The sequence below is a fragment of the Streptomyces sp. NPDC017095 genome (genome assembly GCF_044332325.1).
Taxonomy (GTDB): domain Bacteria; phylum Actinomycetota; class Actinomycetes; order Streptomycetales; family Streptomycetaceae; genus Streptomyces.
Genome location: NZ_JBIROU010000015.1, coordinates 187,536 through 205,687, shown reverse-complemented (window position 1 = coordinate 205,687; position 18,152 = coordinate 187,536). Strand labels below are relative to the sequence as shown.

The following is an 18,152-nucleotide window of genomic DNA, read 5'->3' as shown; positions in this document are numbered from 1 at the left end:
CGGGGCCCGCCGCTTGATGCGGCGGGCCAATCGGAACATGCTGGTGCATATGGAGTCTGTCGCCGCCGTGGCGGTCGTCGACACACTGGGCCGGGTGACCGGGTGGAGCGAGGGCGCACGGCTGCTCACCGGCCGTCCGGCCGCCGAGGTCGTGGGCCGGCCGGCGGCGGACCTGCTCGCGGACGGCCTGCCCGGCGGCGTACAGGCCGCCGGCTCCGCGACCGTCGCCCTGCGCCACCGCGACGGCCACCGGATCGAGCTGGCCGTCACCGCCTGCCCGCTCGCCGGCCCCGCCGGCGCACCCGCCGGCTATGTCGTCACGGCCGGCCCGTCCGGCCGCGCCTGGGCCGCCGACGCCTTCGAACAGGCCTCCATGTCCATGTCGGTCTTCGACCTCCAGCAACGCTACCTGCGCGTCAACGACGCCGCCTGCAAGGTGCTGGGCGTCCGCGAGACGGAGCTGACCGGCCGGTTCTTCCCGGACACCGTCGAGGACGTCGAGGACAACCGGGGCTTCCTGCGCCACCTCCGCCAGGTCGCCCGGACCGCCCGGCCCGTGCGCTACGAGAGCTTCGCCGGTGCGCCCGCCCTGAACCGGGAGCACCTGTGGAGCATCGAGATGTGGCCGCTGCGCGCCGGCGACGGCGCCCCGACGGCGGTCGCCATGGCCGCCTTCGACAACACCGAGCAGTACTGGGCCCGGCGCCGCCTCGCCCTGCTGAACAAGGCCGGCGCCGGCATCGGCACCACCCTGGACGTCGTACGCACCGCCGAGGAGTTCATCGAGACCCTCGTACCTGGCTACGCCGACTTCGCCAGCGTCGACCTGCTCGACTGGGTGCTCGGCGCCGAGGAGCCGCCGGACCTCCCGGACGGCGGCGTCGAGGTGCGCCGCGTCGCCCACGGCTCCACCCGGCCCGGAAACCCCGGGGCGGCCCTCGGGCTCGGCGACACCGAGGTCTACGACCCGGACTCCCCGCCCGCCCGCGCCCTGCACGAGGGCCGGGCCGTGCTCTGCCAGGCCGGCGAACCGGAGTTCGTCCGGTGGCTCGCCGGCCGCGACACCCTCGCCCCCGGGGGAAGCCGCCACCGGCGGGGCGTCCACTCCCTGCTCGCGGTGCCGCTCCGGGCCCGCGGCACCACCCTGGGCGTCGCGGTCTGCGTCCGCCTGGCCCACCCGGACGCCTACGGCCCGGACGACGCCGTCTTCGTGGCCGAACTCGCCAGCCGGGCCGCCGTCTGCCTCGACAACGCCCGCCGCTTCGCCCGCGAACGCTCCACCGCCCTCGCCCTCCAGCACAGCCTGCTCCCGCGCGGCCTGCCCGGACAGGCGGCGGTCGAGGTGGCCCACCGCTATCTGCCGTGCGGCTCGCTGGCCGGCGTCGGCGGCGACTGGTTCGACGTCATCCCGCTCTCCGGCGGCCGGGTCGCCCTGGTCGTGGGCGACGTCGTGGGCCACGGCATCCAGTCCTCGGCCACCATGGGCCGGCTGCGGACCGCCGTGCGCACCCTCGCCGACGTCGACCTGCCGCCGGACGAACTCCTCACCCACCTCGACGACCTGGTCACCCACCTGGCCGGCGACGGCAGCGGCGCGGAGGTCGCCGAACTCGGCGCGACCTGCGTGTACGCCGTCTACGACCCCGTCTCGCGGCGGCTGTCGCTGGCCTCCGCCGGCCATCCGGGCCCGGTCGTCATCCTGCCCGGCGCCGCCGCCCGGTTCCTGCCCGTGACCGCCGGGCCGCCGCTGGGCGTCGGCGGGCTGCCGTTCGAGGCGACGGAGCGGGAACTGCCCGAGGGCTCCGTCGTCGCGCTCTTCACCGACGGTCTGACCGACTACCGCGGCCGGGACCCGCACCACCGCGACGACGCCCTGCTCAAGGCCTTCGACGTGCCCGCCGGCACCCTCGAAGCCCGCTGCGACGAGGTCCTGAAGGCCGTCCTGTCCGACCAGCCCTGCGACGACGTGGCGCTGCTGCTCGCCCGCACCCGGGCCCTCGGCGCCGACCGCGTCGCCACCTGGGACGTCCCGCCGGACCCCGCGCGGGTCGCGGTCGTCCGGCAGGCGGCCACCGAGCAGTTGGCCGCCTGGGGGCTGGCGGAGACCGCGTTCGTCACCGAACTCGTCGTCAGCGAACTCGTCACCAACGCCATCCGCTACGGCGAACCGCCCGTCCAGCTCCGTCTGATCCGTGACCGGGCCCTCATCTGCGAGGTGTCCGACGCCAGTTCCACCTCACCGCACCTGCGCCGGGCGCAGGTCTACGACGAGGGCGGCCGGGGCCTGCTGCTCGTCGCCCAGCTCACCCGGCGCTGGGGCAGCCGGCAGACCAGCGCGGGCAAGACCATCTGGGCCGAACAGCCGCTGCCCGGCGCCTGATCACTCGAACGGGCACCCCGGGTTCGGCGCGTCCTCGGCGAACGGGGACCCGTGCGGCAGCACGTACAGCGCCTCCAGGACGAGCGGTGTGCCGCCCAGGTTGCGGCCGATGTGGACGTAGCCGGGGCCGTCCGGCTCCTGGATCGACGTGCCGGCGCCGTACACCCCGTCCGGGCGGCAGGTGGAGTCGAAGTGGCTGAGGGTGCCCTGCCGTACGACGGCGCGCACCGGACCGTCGTGGTAGTGCCAGCCGGTGCTCTGGCCGGGCGGGACGGTGACCTCCCGCAGGATGTAGTCGGTGCCGCCGACGGTGGTCCGGGCCAGGACGCGGCCCGAGACGCCGGGTCCCGCCGGCGTCGCCCCGGCGGAGCCGCAGGCCAGGAGGGCGGTGGCGGTCACCACGCCGGTGACGACGGTGCGGAGTGCGGTGCGCATGCGGACCTCCGGGGACGCGGGCGGATACCGCCGCGACCCTAGAGGACCGGCGTGTGCGCCGGAGGCGGAATCCGCTGATCCGGATGCGTGGGGGCAGGGGGCCGCGCCACGGCGTCACCGGCGGCCGGGGCCGGCGGCGACCTGGGCCAGCGTGCGCCCGGTGCGCACCGAGCGGGCCCGCCGGGGATCGGCGTGCCCCGCCCGGCCGGCCGCGCCGGTCCCTTGCGCACCAGCAGCCAGGCCTCGTCCTCGTCCGGGCCGCTCCGGAAGCGGGTGAGGGCGTACGCGCCGCGCAGCTTGCTGCCGTGCAGCCGGAAGGTGGCGTGCCCCTGCTCCAGGGACCGCGCGAAGTCCACCGGGCGGCCCCGGCGGTCGTGGCTGAGCGGCTCGTACGTCCCCCGGTCCCGCCGGCTCAGCCCGCGGCACTGCCCGGCCCGGCCGCCGGGGAGCCGTGCCCCGGGCTCACCCGGGCGGGTGTCACCCGGCGGGCCGCCAGCCCAGCGCCGGACCCAGCTTCGTCGCCATGTCCGTCAAAATCTGCACGTAGTCCTCGTGTTCGAAGGCGAACGGCAGCGCGAACGCCACCTCGTCCACCTCGCGGAAGGCGGCGTGCGCGTGCAGCCGTCCGGCCAGTTCCGCCGACGTGCCCACCAGGTCCGGCGCGAACAGCAGCCGGGCCGGGCCCTGCGGAGCGGTCGTGCGGGGCAGCCGGTCGGCCGCGTACCGCGCGTACTTGGCGCGCTGGGCCGGGCTCGCGGAGTCGGTCGGGATCACCACCAGTCCCTGCGATACCCGGGCCGCCTCCCCGTCCGGATGGCGGGCCCGGAACTCCCGGATGTGGGACGCCTGGATCGCGGCGAAGTCCGGCGGTCCGTCCGCGCCGTCACCGTCCTCCACCTTGACCACGCTGCTGGTCAGGAAGTTCATGCCGTGCTCACCCGCCCAGCGCGCCGACCGCAGGCTGCCGCCGCCGTACCACAGCCGCCGGCCGAGCCCGGGGGAGTGCGGCTGCACGACGTCGGAGAAGACCTCGAACCCCCGCGCCCCGCTGAAGCCGGTGGCGGGCTTGCCGCGCACCAGGTCCAGCAGCCGCCGTACCCGCTCGAAGCCGAAGTCCTCGGCGTCGGCCGTGTCCGGGTAGAGCGCGTCCTTGACCTGTTCGTAGTGCATCGGCGGTCCCACGCTGACGCCCGGGTTCAGCCGGCCGCCGGACAGCACGTCGACGGTCGCCCAGTCCTCGGCGAGCCGCAGCGGGTTCTCCCAGCCCCGCGGGGTCACCGCGGTGCCCAGCTGGATGCGGCGGGTGCGCTGCGAGGCGGCGGCCAGGACGGCGACCGGTGAGGAGATGCCGTACTGCAGATGCCGGTGCCGGACCCAGGCGCTGTCGAAGCCCAGCCTCTCGCCCAGTTCGATGATCTCCAGCGTGGTCTCGTGGCCCCGCGCCGGGTCCGCCGCGTCGAACAGGCCGATGGTCAGGAAACCCAGCTTGCGCAGGGGACGGGAGACGGACGGCACGGGTCCTCCAGCGATCGGGTGTCGGCTCCGTCCCGATTCTCGCAGCCGAGTGTGACAACCGTGTGATCGGATACGGCGGGATCGTGCCGCGAGGGCCGCCGGGAAGCGGCGGCCGGCGGCGCCGCGCGTCAGCGGCCCAGGATGCGGCGCACCAGGTCCGGGGTCCACTCGACGTACTCGATCTCCGCTCCGTCGGCGTGGCGGGCGTAGAGGAACCGGCCCGTCGGGCCCGGGGTCAGGGGAGTGGTGACGGTGGCGCCGGCGGACCGCAGGGCCGTCTCCAGGGCGTCGAGGTCGTCGACCACCACCGTGGCGGAGGCGTGCGCGTACGTGGCGCGTTCCGCGGCCGGGCCCGCGATGACCAGGAAGTCGCCGATGGCGGCCAGTTCGACGGCGTGGAACCGCAGCCGCAGATCCGGCTCGCGGCCGGTGAGCCGCCGCAGCAGCGGCAGCGCGCGGTCGAGGTCGTCGCTCCACAGGCGCGCGTAGGTCTTCAGGATGTTCACGAGCAGGTCTCCCTTGTGTTCGGCGGTGCCTCGGAAACCGTAGGCGCATCACGTCTGACCTGGAAGAACGCACTTTTCGGTGACTGGGGAACCTTATGGAAACCGGCCCCGGCCGCCCGCCGTCGCGGCGATAGGGAAAACCCTCGATTGACCAGCCCTTGGGTGACATGGCTCGGTCAATGCTGTCATCCTCCCTGCGCACGCTGATCCACCCCACCGGTTCTCGGATCACGCGGCCCCGCACAGCTCAGCTCATCCGGGCAGCAGACCCCTCTGCCCGTCTGTCACCGGCCGCCGACCCGCGGCCGCAGCAGGAGGAGTACGAGTGAGACCCCACAGACCCCTTCCCCACAAGCGCGCCACGGTCGGCGCCGCCCTGCTCTCCACCGCGGCGTTCCTCGCCGTCGGCCTCCAGGCGGTCCCGGCGACCGCCGCGCCGGCCACTGCCCACCCCAGCCCGCTGCGCACCGGCGGTCTGGAGGCCAGGCTCAGCCCGGCCCAGCACCAGGCGCTGATCAAGAGCGCCCGGCAGCAGACCGCCGGCACGGCCCGCACCCTGGGTCTCGGCGCGCAGGAGAAGCTGGTCGTCAAGGACGTCGTGAAGGACAACGACGGCACCCTGCACACGCGGTACGAGCGGACGTACGCCGGTCTGCCCGTCCTCGGCGGCGACCTTGTCGTGCACACCCCGCCGGCCTCGCTGGCCAAGGGGACCGTGAGCACCACCTTCAACAGCAAGCGCACCATCAAGGTGGCCTCCACCACGGCGACCGTGAGCAAGGCCGCCGCCGCGACCAAGGCGCTCAAGGCCGCCAAGGCGCTGCACTCCGCGAAGTCCACCACGGACAGCGCCCGCAAGGTGATCTGGGCCGGGAACGGCACGCCGAAGCTGGCCTGGGAGACGGTGATCGGCGGCTTCCAGGACGACGGCACGCCCAGCAAGCTGCACGTCGTCACCGACGCCACCACCGGCAAGGAGCTGTACCGGTTCCAGGGCATCCAGACCGGCACCGGCAACACCCAGTACAGCGGCACCGTCAGCCTGAACACCACGCTGTCGGGTTCGACGTACCAGCTCACCGACGGCACGCGCGGCGGTCACAAGACGTACAACCTCAACCGGGCCACCTCCGGCACCGGCACCCTGCTGACCGACGCGGACGACGTCTGGGGTGACGGCACCGGCTCCAACACCCAGACCGCGGGCGCCGACGCCGCCTACGGCGCGCAGGAGACGTGGGACTTCTACAAGAACACCTTCGGGCGCAGCGGCATCCGCAACGACGGCGTCGCCGCCTACAGCCGCGTCCACTACAGCAGCGGGTACGTCAACGCGTTCTGGGACGACAGCTGCTTCTGCATGACCTACGGCGACGGCAGCGGCAACACCCACGCCCTGACCTCGCTGGACGTGGCCGGCCACGAGATGAGCCACGGCGTCACCTCCAACACCGCGGGCCTGGAGTACAGCGGCGAGTCGGGCGGCCTGAACGAGGCCACCTCCGACATCTTCGGCACCGGTGTGGAGTTCTACGCCAACAACTCCTCCGACGTCGGTGACTATCTCATCGGCGAGAAGATCGACATCAACGGCGACGGCTCCCCGCTGCGCTACATGGACAAGCCGAGCAAGGACGGCGGCTCCAAGGACAGCTGGTACTCCGGCCTCGGCGGTCTGGACGTCCACTACTCGTCCGGCCCCGCTAACCACATGTTCTACCTGCTGTCCGAGGGCAGCGGCACCAAGGTCATCAACGGCGTGACGTACAACAGCCCGACCTCCGACGGCGTCGCCGTCGCCGGGATCGGCCGCGACGCCGCGCTGAAGATCTGGTACAAGGCGCTGACGACGTACATGACGTCCAGCACCAACTACGCCGGCGCCCGCACCGCCGCGCTGAACGCCGCCGCCGCGCTGTACGGCACCAACTCCACGCAGTACGCCGGAGTGGGCAACGCCTTCGCGGGCATCGCCGTCGGCAGCCACATCAACCCGCCGAGCAGCGGCGTGACGGTCACCAACCCGGGCAGCCAGTCCGCGACCGTCGGCACCGCGGTCAGCCTCCAGATCCAGGCCAGCAGCACCAACAGCGGCGCGCTGACCTACAGCGCCACCGGCCTGCCGACCGGTCTGTCGGTCAACGGCTCCACCGGCCTGATCTCCGGCACGCCCACCGCGGCGGGCACCTACAACACCACCGTCACGGTGAAGGACTCCACCGGCGCGACCGGCACCGCCACCTTCGCCTGGACGGTCGGCACCACCGGCGGCGGCTGCTCCGCGACGCAGCTGCTGAGCAACCCCGGCTTCGAGTCCGGCGCCACCGGCTGGACCTCGTCCAGCGGCGTCATCACCACCGACACCGGTGAGGCGTCCCACGGCGGCACCTACAAGGCGTGGCTCAACGGCTACGGCTCCACCCACACCGACACCCTGTCGCAGTCGGTGACGATCCCCGCGGGCTGCAAGGCGACCCTGACCTTCTACCTGCACATCGACACCGCGGAGACCGGCAGCACCGTGTACGACACGCTGACGGTGACCGCCGGTTCGAAGACCCTCGCCAGCTACTCGAACGCCAACGCGGCCTCCGGCTACAGCCAGAAGACCTTCGACCTGTCCTCGCTGGCGGGTTCCACGGTCACGCTGAAGTTCAACGGCGTGGAGGACGCCTCCCTGCAGACCAGCTTCGTCGTGGACGACACCGCCCTGACGACCGGCTGACCCGGCACCCGCCGACCAGCGGTCCCGCATCCCGTGCGCCGGGGTGCGGGACCGTGGCGTGTCAGCTCATCGGGTCGAGCGTCAGGTACGCCTGCTGCGGGCTGCCGTCGTGCACCAGCGACTCCTGGTTGCCGACGTCGTCGAAGGCGAACGCGTACGCCTTCCCGTCGGCCATCTGCTCGTGGACCGCGCGCGCGTACTGGTTGGTCACCGCGTCCTGGTAGAAGCCGGCCGTCGTGGTGTCCGGCTGGTTGGAGTTGACCAGCAGGGTCGACCGGTTGAAACCGGCGCACAGCGTGCGGGAGATGGGCCCGCGGACGGCGTCGTTCGGCGCGTCCAGCAGCTTGTGGCAGCCGAAGACGCTGGACGCGTCCGGCTTCTGGAAGCTGGTGACGACCGCGCCGGCGGAGTTGGTGAAGTTCATGACGTTGCCCGAGACCCGACCGTAGTACTTGGTGCCCGGCTGGTCCGCGAACGGCGTGACGGTGAGCGTCGACGTCGTGTACTTCTGCCAGACCCGGTTGACGTAGTCGTCCAGCACGTTCGACGGCAGGGCCCCGGTCTCCACGCCGTACAGCGGGGACAGCGCGCGCAGCACGGTGCCGTCGGAGCGGGTCTGCACCAGGCCCGCCCAGCCGCCCGGCCGGCCGCGCAGCGCGCTGAAGAACCCGTTCCAGCCGCCGGACTTCAGGTGCCCGGTGGTGCCGACGCTGCCGTCGGCCCGCTGCACCCCGACCGCGTACGGCGCGGAGAACATGTCCACCTGCGTGCTGTTGAGCCACAGCCCGGAGTCGTTGAGCGTGTACTCCGACCAGTTGAAGAGGATGTCCCGGTTGGGGTCGGAGGGATTCTGCACGGCCGGCTGCACCAGGCCGCCGGTGGTGAGCCGGAAGTCCAGCTTCCGGCCGTAGGAGAAGTAGATCCGGCCGGAGAACTTCGGGATGCGGATCGTCTTGGACTGGCCGGCGGCCGGGCCGGGTATCGCCGCGTCCGGCGCGGGAGTCGGCGGGTTGCCGCCGGCCGGCCAGGCGTGGAAGGCGCCGCTCTCGTCGGCCCAGCCCTGGCGTCCCGAGGACAGCTGGGTGCCGAGGTCGTAGACGTAGACCGGCTCGGAGCGGCCCGAGTTGTTGGTGATCTTCAGGGGGATGGTGTCGGGGACGGCGGCGTCGGCCCGGCCCGGCGCGCCGAGCGCGAGCAGTCCGCCGAGCAGCGCCGTGGCGGCGGCCAGGGGCAGCGCGCCCCGGGTGAGTGTGTGCGGCAACTCTCCACCTCCGTGTGGGGTCGGGGTCGTACGGAGTTGGTCCGTACCTGTTGAGAGCGCTCTCAGATTTGCCTCCGGGACGGGTGCATGTCAATGGTGCGGACAGGAATCGGCACGGCTGGGGCTGGGGCTGGGGCTGGGGCTGGGGCTGGGGCTGGGGGGCCGGGTCCGATCCGGGGCCGGGTCTGGTCCGGGGTCTGGTCCGGGGCCGGGCTTGGTCCGGGTTCGGGTCCGGGTCCGGCGCCCGCCGGTCGGCGGGCGCCGGCGCTCCAGTGTCAGAACGTGCGCTGGAGCAAGTCGAGGAGCGCGGTCCAGTGGCGCTCCGCGGCCTGCCGGTCGTAGGCCGGGGTGTCCTCCTGGGTGTAGCCGTGCCCGGCCCCGGCGTAGACCTCGCAGGTGTGCCGCACGCCGGCGTCGGACAGCGCCTCCTCGAAGCGGGCGATCTGCTCCGCGGGCAGCGACGGGTCGGCGTCGGCGTGCCCGAAGTACAGCTCCGCGGTGATGCGCGGGGCCTCCCGGTGCGGGCTGTCCGGGGCGTCGGTGGCCAGGGCCCCGCCGTGGAAGCCGGCCGCCGCCGCGACGCGGTCCGGGTAGGCGCCCGCGGTCCACAGCGCCAGCCGGGCGCCCATGCAGTATCCGGTCAGCGCGACCGGGCCGTCGGCCACCAGCGGGCTGTCGGCGAGCCAGTCCAGATAGGCGCCCGCGTCCCGCTTGGCCAGCTCCGGGGTGAGCCCGGCCAGCATCGGGCCCAGCCGCTCCCAGATGGTCGGGTCGGCGCCCGGGTCGATGAACTCGGGCAGGTCCACGACCGGGGCCGGGCCCAGCCGGTAGAACACGTTCGGCAGCAGCACGGTGTAGCCGGCCGCGGCCAGCCGGTCGGCCATCGCCTTCAAGTGCGGCCGCGGGCCGTAGGCGTCCTGGTAGAACAGCACGCCCGGGCGCGGACGGCCGTCGGCGGGGCGGACGAGATAGGCGTCGGCGACGCCGTCCCCGGTCGGGATCTCGATGTCGTTTCCCTGGACCTCGGTCATGGTGGGCAGGTCCTCCCTCGGCGGAACGGGCGCCGGGAGCCGACGGCCCCCGGCGCCATGACGGCCACCATGCTGTCACGCAAGATCGACGCCGTGCCCGTGGTGTGCCGCCCTCACTCGAAGCGGCTCGGGTCTCCCGCGCCCCGCCGGACGATCTCCGCCTCGCCGCCGGAGAAGTCGACCACCGTCGTCGGCTCGGTGCCGCACTCGCCGGAATCGACCACCGCGTCCACCACGTGGTCGAGCCGGTCCTTGATCTCCCAGCCCTGGGTGAGCGGCTCCGCCTCGTCCGGCAGCAGCAGCGTGCTGGACAGCAGCGGCTCGCCCAGCTCCGCCAGCAGCGCCTGGGTGACCACATGGTCGGGGATGCGCACGCCCACGGTCTTCTTCTTCGGGTGCAGCAGCTTGCGCGGCACCTCGCGGGTGGCCGGGAGGATGAAGGTGTAGCTGCCGGGCGTGGACGCCTTCACGGCCCGGAAGACGTCGTTGTCCACCCGGACGAACTGGCCGAGCTGCGCGAAGTCCCGGCACATCAGGGTGAAGTGGTGCCGGTCGTCCAGCCGGCGGATAGCGCGGATCCGGTCCATGCCGTCCCGGCTGCCCAGCCGGCAGCCGAGCGCGTAACAGGAGTCGGTCGGATATGCGATGAGTGCTTCCGAGCGCACCGCGTCAGCGATCTGTGCGATGCTGCGCGGCTGCGGGTTGTCGGGGTGCACGTCGAAGTACTTCGCCACCCGTCGAGCTTATGCCGTCCCGGAGGCCGCTCGCGCACCCGCCCGCCCCGTGCCGCGGAAGCCGGGCCGGATACCTATGAGGCCATACCTGTTTGACGTGGGTATGGAGTCATACCTATCCTGGGGTCATGCCCGGATCCAGTGCTCCCCAGCGGAACGTCGACAGCGTCGCCTCGGCGCTCGCCGGCGCCCTGCCCGCGCTGCACCGGGCCCTGGACCGGCGGGTCGCCCGCGACTTCGCCCACCCCAAGCCGCCCGAGGGACACCTCGGCCTGCTGCGGTACGTCGCCGAGCACGAGGGCGCCACGGTCCGGGAGGCCGCCGGCGCCCTGCTGATGAAGCCCAACAACGTCAGCGCGCTGGTCTCCCAGCTCGCCGGGCAAGGCCTGCTGGAACGCCGGCCCGACAGCGCCGACCGGCGGGTCGTACGGCTGCACCTCATGCCCGTCGCCCGACGGCGCCTCGCCGAGGTGCACGCGCTCCAGGTCTCCCACCTCACCGAGGCCCTGCTGTCGCTGACCGAGGGCGAGCTGGACGCGCTCGGCTCCGCCCTGGGCGCGCTGGAGTCGCTGACGCGCGGGCTGCGCCCGGCCGGGGACTGACCCCGCCGCACTGACCCCGCCGCCCGTACGCCCTGCGCGCCCTGCCGTCCGGGACGCCCGGGCGCGCCCGGTCATGTCGGCACGTCCGCCCATCCGGGCATGCACATGGGTATATCCGGCTATTCGCGCAGGTCCGGCCGTGCGGGTGCGCCCGCCTCCTCCCACCTTCCGCATCCTTTTCCCACCCCGTACCAGACGAGGCTTCGCCATGCCGTCCACCTCCGTGGATCACTCCGCCGCGCCCGCGTCCCCCGCGGTGCCGGCCACCGCCGCCGCCCGGCGGCGCGCCAACCCCTGGCTCACCCTCAGCGCCGTCGCCTTCGGCCTGTTCATGGTGCAGCTCGACGGCTCCGTCGTCGCGATCGCCAACCCCGCGATCGGCCGCGAACTGCACGCTTCCACCGCCCAGTTGCAGTGGGTGACCAACGCCTACCTGCTGGCCCTGGCCGCCACCCTGATCCTCGGCGGCAAGCTGGGCGACCGGTTCGGCCGGCGCACCTTCTACCTCGCCGGTGTCGCCGGGTTCGCGCTGTCCTCCGTCGCCATCGGCCTGTCCGGGTCCATCACGGGCGTCGTCGCCTTCCGCGCGCTCCAGGGGATCTTCGGCGGCCTGCTGATGCCCAACACCCTCGGTCTGCTGCGGGCGGTGTTCCCGCCCCGCAAGTTCGGCATGGCCGTCGGCATCTGGGCGATGGTCTCGGCCGTGTCCACCGCCCTGGGCCCGATCGTCGGCGGCCTGCTGGTGGAGAACGTCAGCTGGGAGTCCGTCTTCTACATCAACCTGCCCATCGGCGTCCTCGCCTGTGCCTTCAGCGCGTTCGTGCTGCCCCGGTCCAGCAACTCGGACGGACGGCACCGGTTCGACATCACCGGCGTGGTCCTGCTGGCGCTGGGCCTGCTGAGCGTCGTCTTCGGCGTCGTCAAGGGCGAGACCTGGGGCTGGACGTCCGCCGGCACCTGGGGCGCGATCCTCGCCGGCCTGCTGCTGCTCGCCCTGTTCGGCCGCCACGAGACCCGCGTGGAGCATCCGCTGCTGCCGATGCGGCTCTTCCGCAGCCGCGCGCTGACGATCGGTACGGTCATCACCGCCCTGAACTTCTTCGTCATGCTGGGCGCGATCTTCTTCATCATGCTCTACCTGCAGAACGTGCGCGGCCTGACGCCGGTCCAGGCGGGCGTGCGCACCCTGCCGCTGAGCCTCGCCTCGCTCGTCGCCTCCCCGCTCGGCGCCGCCCTGACCGCGCGGTTCGGCGCCCGCCTCTGCATGCCGCTCGGGATGCTGCTCCAGGGCGGGGCCTGCTTCGCCCTGCTGTCCTGGTCCGGCGACTCCTCGTACGCCACCATGTGGCCGCCGTTCGTCGCGCTCGGGCTCGGCGTCGGCATGGTGCTCTCCGCCTCGTCCGACGCGATCGTCGGCAACGCGCCGGTACGGGACGGTGGCGTGGCGGGCGGTCTGCAGGCCACCACGCTCCAGATCGGCGGCGCCCTCGGCACGTCGGTGCTGGTCTCCGTCATCAGCGCCCGCGTCGGCGCCACCCTGCGCGGCGAACTGACCGGCGCGGGCGTCCCGCAGGCGCTGGCCGGGAAGCTGGCCGAGGCGAAGGACGCGGTGGCCATGGGGGTCGCGCCGGTGTCCCCGGCCATGCCGGACACGCTCCGGGCGGCCGTGGCCGAGGGCAGCTCCCGGGCCTTCATGAACGGCCTGCACGCCTCCGCGGTGGTTACCGGCGTGCTCTGCCTGCTGGGCGCGGCCCTCGCGGCGGCGGGAATGCGCGCCGGGACGAGCGCCGAGACCGAGTGAACGGGGACGACGGGGGGCGTCGGCCGCGCTGACCGCGCGGGCGCGGCGGTTCGGGTCAGGTGAGCGGGGCGGCCGTACTGCGGCGTGAGACCCGGGAGTGACCGGCTGTTCCCGGCCTCGCCGATGGCCGGCCCGTTCCGGGGGTGTGAGCCATGTCTCCCCGTCGTCCGGAAATCGCCGGTCTACGTCCCGGATTCCGGGGCAAGCGAACACCGAGCCGCCCGGGGCCTCCCCCCGCCCCGGGCGTGGCATCTCCGCCGGCGTCCCATCCCCCCGGGCCGCCGGCGGAGCCATGTCCGCGGCCGGGTGGCTTCCTTCCGGGACACCGCAGGGCCGCCCCCGCTCAGTTCCCCAGGCGGACCGGGATCTCCTGCCAGCCGTGGGCGATGAACGACGGCACATGGCGCAGTTCGCCGGGCGGGAGCGCCAGGCGCAGGGCCGGGAAGCGGGCGAACAGGGCGGGCAGCGCGGTCAGGGCCTCCAGCCGGGCCAGCGGAGCGCCGATGCAGCGGTGCACGCCGACCCCGAACGCCAAGTGGTCCTCGGTCGCCCGCGCCGCGTCGAACACGGCCGCGTCCGGGCCGTAGCGCGCCGGGTCCAGGTTCGCGGCGGCGTACGTCGTGAGGATCGCGTCCCCGGCCGGGATCGTCACGCCCGCGACCGTCAGCTCCTCCACCGCGAACCGCAGCGGCAGCGCGGCGACGGACGGGTGCACCCGCAGCGTCTCGTCGACCACCGCGCTCCAGTCCGTCCTGCCCGCCCGCACCGCCGCGAGTTGCGCCGGGTCCGACAGCAGGGCGACCACCGCGTTGCCGATCAGATTGACGGTGGTCTCGAACCCGGCGCCGACGATCAGCAGCAGCGTGTGCAGCAGCTCTTCGTCCGAGAGCCGGCCGCCGTCCTCGTCGCGCACCCGGATCAGCTCCGTGGTGATGTCGTCGCCCGGCTGGGCCCGCCGGTACGCGATCAGCGCGCCGAGCACCGAGCCGACGCGTGCGCGCACGGAGGCCGCGAACTCGGGGCTCGGATCGGAGGTGTCCATGAAGTCGGCGATGAGGCGGGCGGCGTCGGGCCGCAGCTCCTCCGGGACGCCGAGCAGGTCGCCGATCATCCGCACCGGCAGCGGATGCGCGAGCCCGTCGCGCAGGTCGACGACGCCGCCGTCGGCCCCCGCCGCCTCCAGCGCGTCCAGCAGCCCGGCCGTCAGCGCGGCCACCCGGGGCCGCATCGCCTCGGTGCGCCGGTGGGTGAAGCTGGGCGCCACCAGTCTGCGCAGCCGGGTGTGGTCGGCGCCGTAGGTGGAGAGCATGTTGACCACGCCCACCCAGTTGGCCATCCAGCCCCAGGCCGGATGGTCGCCCAGCCGCGGCCACAGCCGCCAGTGCCGGCGCGCGTCCTTGCTGACGCGGGGATCGAGGATGAGGGCCTTGAGGGTGTCGTAGCGGGTGGGGGCCCAGGCGGGGATGGAGCCGGGCAGTTCCACGGGCACGACGGGGCCGAGGGCGCGCAGCCGGGCGCTCTCCGCCGGGATGTCGGAGCCGAAGGGGTCGAGGGCGATGCGGTCGGTGACGGTCACGACTGTCTCCAGACTGGCCGGCCTTTCCTGAGGCGGTCCCGGCTCCCAGTACACCGCGTGACCGTACGCGTGCATACGGTTGCCGTCCGATCTGGCCGGTAATCGTAGGGATTCGGCTTGTCACCGGGGGGCGGGCCGGCCGGGGTCCGGCGTCAGCACCAGCATGGTGGCGTCGTCGCGGACCCGGTAACCCCGGCGCACCAGGTCCGCCCACACCGCCTCGGGCAGTCCGGCGGACGGGGTGCCGGCCAACGCGGTCAGCCCGGTCACCAGGGGATAGAAGCCGCCGGTGGCGTCCCGCGCCTCCCACACGCCGTCCGAGGCCAGGAACAGCCGGTCGCCGGGCCCGAGCGGTACGACGGTCCGCTGCGGCGGATCGACGCCGACCAGCCCGATGCCCAGCGGCGGGCCGGGCGCGACCGCCACCTCGCGGGCCGGTCCCGCGCCCAGCAGCACGGGCGCCGGGTGCCCGCAGGCCACCACCCGCACCGCGGCCGTACCGGCGGCGAACTCCACCAGCAGGGCCGTGGCGAACAGCTCCGGGTGCCGCACGTCCGCCGAGTCCACCGCCAGCCGGCGGTCCATGCGCGTAGCCACCGACTCCAGGTCCGGCTGGTCCAGGGCAGCCTCCCGGAACGCGCCCAGCAGCGACACCACCGTGGCGACCGCCGCCAGCCCGTGCCCCTGCACGTCCCCCAGCACCGCGCGCACCCCGTACGGCCCCGCCCGCACGTCGAAGAAGTCCCCGCCCACCAGCGTGCCGTCCTGCGCGGCCCGGTAGTACGTCGCGCACCCCACCCGCCCGACCCGGTCCGGCAGCGGCGGCAGCACGGCCCGCTGCACCGCCTCGCCGATCGCCCGCTCCGTGTCCAGCTGGGCGTCCCGGTGGCTGCGCACATAGGACACGAACACGCTCAGGGCGGCCACGAAGACGACGGTGAGCAGATCGGTGTCGCCCGGCCGGTTCAGATGCGTGGCCGGGATGTTCAGCACCACGACCACGCCCGCCCCGAGGACAGCGGTGGTCAGCGGGCCGTACGACAGGACGGCCAGCGGGGGGATCGCGCCCAGCAGGAACCCCAGGTCGCCCGCGTGCGGGGTGATCAGCGAGGCCGCGCCGACGCCCGCCAGCAGCAGGACGGGCAGCACGCGCACCCACCACGGCGGCGGCGCGCCCCGCAGCCAGCCGCGGCCCTCCCGGTCCCCGCGCGTCCACCGGACGCGCACCGATCCCACATGCCCAAGCTACGCCGCGGCCCGGCGCCCCGCGGAAGACCGGCCGCGCCTCGCGGAAGCCCGCGCCTCCCGGAAAACCGGCCGCGTCTCGCGGAGGCCCGCGCCTCCCGGAAAACCGGCCGCACCCCGCGGAGGCCCGCGCCCCGCGTAGAACTCGGTCGCACCCCGCGGAAGCCCGCGCCCCGCGGAAAACCCGGCCGCGCCCCGCGGAAAACCGGTGGACGCCCGCCCGGCCGCCCGCCTAGCGTGGGGCCGTCACGCCCGAGCCGTGCGGAAGAAGGAGGCGAGTGTCATGCGAGCCAGCAGCCGGCGCTCCCCCCTCCCCGTGCCGCGGGCGTGTCACGTCTGAACCCACCGGGAGCGTCATCCACGTACGCACCCCGGAGGAATCCTTGACAGGTCTGGTCATCCGCACGCTCGACGAGAGCAGTGCCCGTCTTTTCCACACCATGCCCGACCCGCTGGCCCTGGGCGAGCGGCACTGGCACACCCGCTACCGCTCCGACTGGCAGCGCGTCGCCCTGCGCGCGGGCCGCACCGTGGCGCGCGCCGCCTGGTGGGGCCGGCCCGAGGACCCCGAACCGCTGCTCGTCAACTGGTTCGACGTCGCCGAGGGCGAGGAGGAGGCGGGCGCCGCACTGCTGCGGACCGCTCCCTGGCAGGTCTCCGAGCTGGAACTCGACCTGCCCGGCGGCTGGCGGGACGACCCGCGCCTGCGGGCCGCGGCCGGCACCCGTGCCGCCGCCGCGGGCCGGGCCGGCTACGCACCCCTGGTGGAGCGCTTCCTCTACCGCTGGACCCCGGACCGGGGCCTGCCCGAGCGGCCCGGACGGCTCGTCTGCACCGCCGAACCCGACGACCGGGTCTTCCACGACATCCTGCGCCGCATCCACTCCGTCACCCTGGACGCGCACGCCCGCCGGGCCATCGAGGAGGGCGGTGTGGACCTGGCGGCCCGGCGGGAACTGGACGTCTTCCACTGGTTCCCGTCACCCCGGGACTGGTGGCGGCTGGCCCGCACCCCGGCGGGCGAGCCGGTCGGCATCCACATCCCGGCCCGCAACCCGGCCGGGCCGTGCGTCGGCTTCATCGGCGTGGTGCCCGAACAGCGTGGTCACGGCTACGCCTACGACCTGCTCGCCGAGTGCACCCACTTCCTGGCCGGCCAGGGCGCCGCATTCATCGCCGCCGCCACCGACCAGGGCAACTTCCCGATGGCCGCGCACTTCGCCAAGGCCGGCTATCCGGTCGTACGCGAACGCGTCGCCTACTGGACCGACGCCGGGGCCGGCGCGGAGTGAGGCGCTGACGGCACCGGCTGCACGGTGACCGGAGCGGGCCGGGGGAGGGGCCGCGCAGCCCGCAGCCCGCAGCCCGCAGCCCGCAGCCCGCAGCCGGGGTCCGGGGGTCCGGGGAAGCGCCGCGCCGCCCGGCGGCGGGGGCCGGCTACTCCCGGGCGTCCGACAGCCGGGCCTCCGCCGCGGCCAGGATTTCCGTGACCCGGAGGCCGAACGCGGCGTCGCAGGCGTGCGGGCGGCCCGTGCGCGCCGCCCGCGCCAGCGCGTCCGCGGCGCGCGCCAGCGCGGGCACCGCCCCCTCGGAACTCCCGGGCATGACCGACACGCCCGCCTCGCCCCGGAGTTCCACCTCGGCCCCGGCCGCCGCCGGCGGAGCCGTCAGGCTCAGCGTGAGCGTGCTGGACGCGCCGGTGGTGTGGTCGAGCACCAGGTGGACGGTGTCCGCCGGACCGTGCGCCGCCGCCGCGACCCGCCGTACGTCGCCGAGGACCGGCAGCAGGACCGACAGGGCGTGCGGTCCCACGTCCCACAGCGCGCCCTTCTCCCGCCGCCACGGCGAGGCCGCGAACGGGCTGTCACTGGTGAACACCGCCCCCAGCCACTGCGCCCGCGCGGTGAACCAGCCCGCCACGGCGGCCTGTTCCCCGATCCAGGCGTCCGGCTCATGCTGGAACCGTGTGGTGAAGAACACCACCGACGCGACCCCGGCCCGCTCCACCGCCTCCGCCACGGCCCGTCCCTCGGCGGCCGTCACCGCCAGCGGCTTGTCCAGCAGCAGATGACGGCCCGCGCCGGCCGCCCGCACCGCCAACTCGGCCTGCACGGAGGGCGGCAGGGCCACCGCGACCGCGTCCACGTCGGCCAGCAGCGCGTCCACGTCCGTGTAAGGCGTGACGTCGTACCGCTCCGCCAGCGCCGTGGCCGCCTCTGGACGGCGCCCCCACACCCCGGCGAACTCCAGGCCGGGGTGCCCGGCGAGCGCGGGGGCGTACGTCTCCCGCGCCCACGGGCCCGTCCCCAGCAGTCCGATCCGCATGTCGTGTTCCTTTCTC

At 74.1% G+C, this 18,152-nt stretch carries 14 protein-coding genes and 1 pseudogene; 5 read left to right on the top strand and 10 right to left on the bottom strand.

Translation table 11 applies throughout. The features are described 5' to 3' along the window. The first annotated feature begins 49 nt into the window (after positions 1-49). Positions 50-2,380, top strand: coding sequence for a SpoIIE family protein phosphatase (locus ACH4OA_RS27415; protein ID WP_397971656.1), 2,331 nt, complete (start codon positions 50-52; stop codon positions 2,378-2,380). On the opposite strand, the gene ACH4OA_RS27410 is transcribed toward ACH4OA_RS27415, so the two are convergent. From ACH4OA_RS27410 to ACH4OA_RS27395, 4 genes and pseudogenes are all read right to left on the bottom strand, one after another. Then, positions 2,381-2,815 carry a cupin domain-containing protein gene (locus ACH4OA_RS27410; RefSeq protein ID WP_397942214.1) on the bottom strand — a complete coding sequence of 145 codons (435 nt, stop codon included), beginning with the start codon at positions 2,813-2,815 and terminating at the stop codon, positions 2,381-2,383. It lies immediately after the preceding gene. 114 nt (positions 2,816-2,929) lie between these two features. Next, a pseudogene (locus ACH4OA_RS27405) lies at positions 2,930-3,219 on the bottom strand (3'-phosphoesterase); the annotation flags it as partial. Positions 3,220-3,292: 73 nt separating this feature from the next. After that, positions 3,293-4,330: an LLM class flavin-dependent oxidoreductase gene (locus tag ACH4OA_RS27400; RefSeq protein ID WP_397971654.1), complete on the bottom strand. Its 1,038-nt coding sequence runs from the start codon at positions 4,328-4,330 to the stop codon at positions 3,293-3,295. Between the two features lie 128 nt (positions 4,331-4,458). Further along, positions 4,459-4,836: a VOC family protein gene (locus tag ACH4OA_RS27395; RefSeq protein WP_365878343.1), complete on the bottom strand. Its 378-nt coding sequence runs from the start codon at positions 4,834-4,836 to the stop codon at positions 4,459-4,461. 325 nt (positions 4,837-5,161) lie between these two features. Here ACH4OA_RS27395 and ACH4OA_RS27390 point away from each other — a divergent pair, with 325 nt between their 5' ends. Continuing rightward, the gene (locus ACH4OA_RS27390) at positions 5,162-7,561 is read left to right on the top strand and encodes a M4 family metallopeptidase (protein ID WP_397942211.1); all 2,400 of its coding nucleotides are present in this window, start codon (positions 5,162-5,164) and stop codon (positions 7,559-7,561) included. A gap of 61 nt (positions 7,562-7,622) precedes the next feature. On the opposite strand, the gene ACH4OA_RS27385 is transcribed toward ACH4OA_RS27390, so the two are convergent. The 3 genes from ACH4OA_RS27385 to ACH4OA_RS27375 all read right to left on the bottom strand — a co-directional run bounded on the left by ACH4OA_RS27385 (position 7,623) and on the right by ACH4OA_RS27375 (position 10,587). After that, positions 7,623-8,822: a glycoside hydrolase family 64 protein gene (locus ACH4OA_RS27385; RefSeq protein ID WP_397942209.1), complete on the bottom strand. Its 1,200-nt coding sequence runs from the start codon at positions 8,820-8,822 to the stop codon at positions 7,623-7,625. A 275-nt stretch (positions 8,823-9,097) separates the two neighbouring features. Then, complete coding sequence (locus tag ACH4OA_RS27380; protein WP_397971651.1) at positions 9,098-9,853, bottom strand: dienelactone hydrolase family protein; 756 nt, start codon at positions 9,851-9,853, stop codon at positions 9,098-9,100. Positions 9,854-9,966: 113 nt separating this feature from the next. Further along, the gene (locus tag ACH4OA_RS27375; protein WP_397942206.1) at positions 9,967-10,587 is read right to left on the bottom strand and encodes an L-threonylcarbamoyladenylate synthase; all 621 of its coding nucleotides are present in this window, start codon (positions 10,585-10,587) and stop codon (positions 9,967-9,969) included. Positions 10,588-10,715: 128 nt separating this feature from the next. Here ACH4OA_RS27375 and ACH4OA_RS27370 point away from each other — a divergent pair, with 128 nt between their 5' ends. Together ACH4OA_RS27370 and ACH4OA_RS27365 are read left to right on the top strand one after the other, a co-directional pair. Then, a complete protein-coding gene (locus ACH4OA_RS27370; RefSeq protein WP_397971648.1) occupies positions 10,716-11,189 on the top strand; it encodes a MarR family winged helix-turn-helix transcriptional regulator in 474 nt (157 codons plus the stop codon). 208 nt (positions 11,190-11,397) lie between these two features. Beyond that, complete coding sequence (locus tag ACH4OA_RS27365; RefSeq protein ID WP_397942203.1) at positions 11,398-12,990, top strand: MFS transporter; 1,593 nt, start codon at positions 11,398-11,400, stop codon at positions 12,988-12,990. Positions 12,991-13,333: 343 nt separating this feature from the next. Here the strand turns inward: ACH4OA_RS27365 and ACH4OA_RS27360 are convergent, their stop codons facing one another. Both ACH4OA_RS27360 and ACH4OA_RS27355 read right to left on the bottom strand, forming a co-directional pair. Further along, positions 13,334-14,566, bottom strand: a complete 1,233-nt coding sequence (locus tag ACH4OA_RS27360; RefSeq protein ID WP_397946971.1) for a cytochrome P450 — start codon at positions 14,564-14,566, stop codon at positions 13,334-13,336. Positions 14,567-14,686: 120 nt separating this feature from the next. Further along, positions 14,687-15,802: a PP2C family protein-serine/threonine phosphatase gene (locus ACH4OA_RS27355; protein ID WP_397971645.1), complete on the bottom strand. Its 1,116-nt coding sequence runs from the start codon at positions 15,800-15,802 to the stop codon at positions 14,687-14,689. A 392-nt stretch (positions 15,803-16,194) separates the two neighbouring features. On the opposite strand from ACH4OA_RS27355, the gene ACH4OA_RS27350 reads away from it, so the two are divergent. Further along, positions 16,195-17,103 carry a GNAT family N-acetyltransferase gene (locus tag ACH4OA_RS27350; protein ID WP_397971642.1) on the top strand — a complete coding sequence of 303 codons (909 nt, stop codon included), beginning with the start codon at positions 16,195-16,197 and terminating at the stop codon, positions 17,101-17,103. A 145-nt stretch (positions 17,104-17,248) separates the two neighbouring features. Here ACH4OA_RS27350 and ACH4OA_RS27345 read toward each other — a convergent pair whose 3' ends face one another. Further along, complete coding sequence (locus ACH4OA_RS27345; protein WP_397971639.1) at positions 17,249-18,136, bottom strand: Gfo/Idh/MocA family protein; 888 nt, start codon at positions 18,134-18,136, stop codon at positions 17,249-17,251. Positions 18,137-18,152 lie beyond the last annotated feature (16 nt).

What these genes read in the sequence shown, in the direction of transcription:
- ACH4OA_RS27345 (WP_397971639.1), bottom strand. Translation starts at nt 18,136, where the DNA reads ATGCGGATCGGACTGCTGGGGACGGGCCCGTGGGCGCGGGAGACGTAC.
- ACH4OA_RS27410 (WP_397942214.1), bottom strand. Translation starts at nt 2,815, where the DNA reads ATGCGCACCGCACTCCGCACCGTCGTCACCGGCGTGGTGACCGCCACC.
- ACH4OA_RS27415 (WP_397971656.1), top strand. Translation starts at nt 50, where the DNA reads ATGGAGTCTGTCGCCGCCGTGGCGGTCGTCGACACACTGGGCCGGGTG.
- ACH4OA_RS27380 (WP_397971651.1), bottom strand. Translation starts at nt 9,853, where the DNA reads ATGACCGAGGTCCAGGGAAACGACATCGAGATCCCGACCGGGGACGGC.
- ACH4OA_RS27365 (WP_397942203.1), top strand. Translation starts at nt 11,398, where the DNA reads ATGCCGTCCACCTCCGTGGATCACTCCGCCGCGCCCGCGTCCCCCGCG.
- ACH4OA_RS27370 (WP_397971648.1), top strand. Translation starts at nt 10,716, where the DNA reads ATGCCCGGATCCAGTGCTCCCCAGCGGAACGTCGACAGCGTCGCCTCG.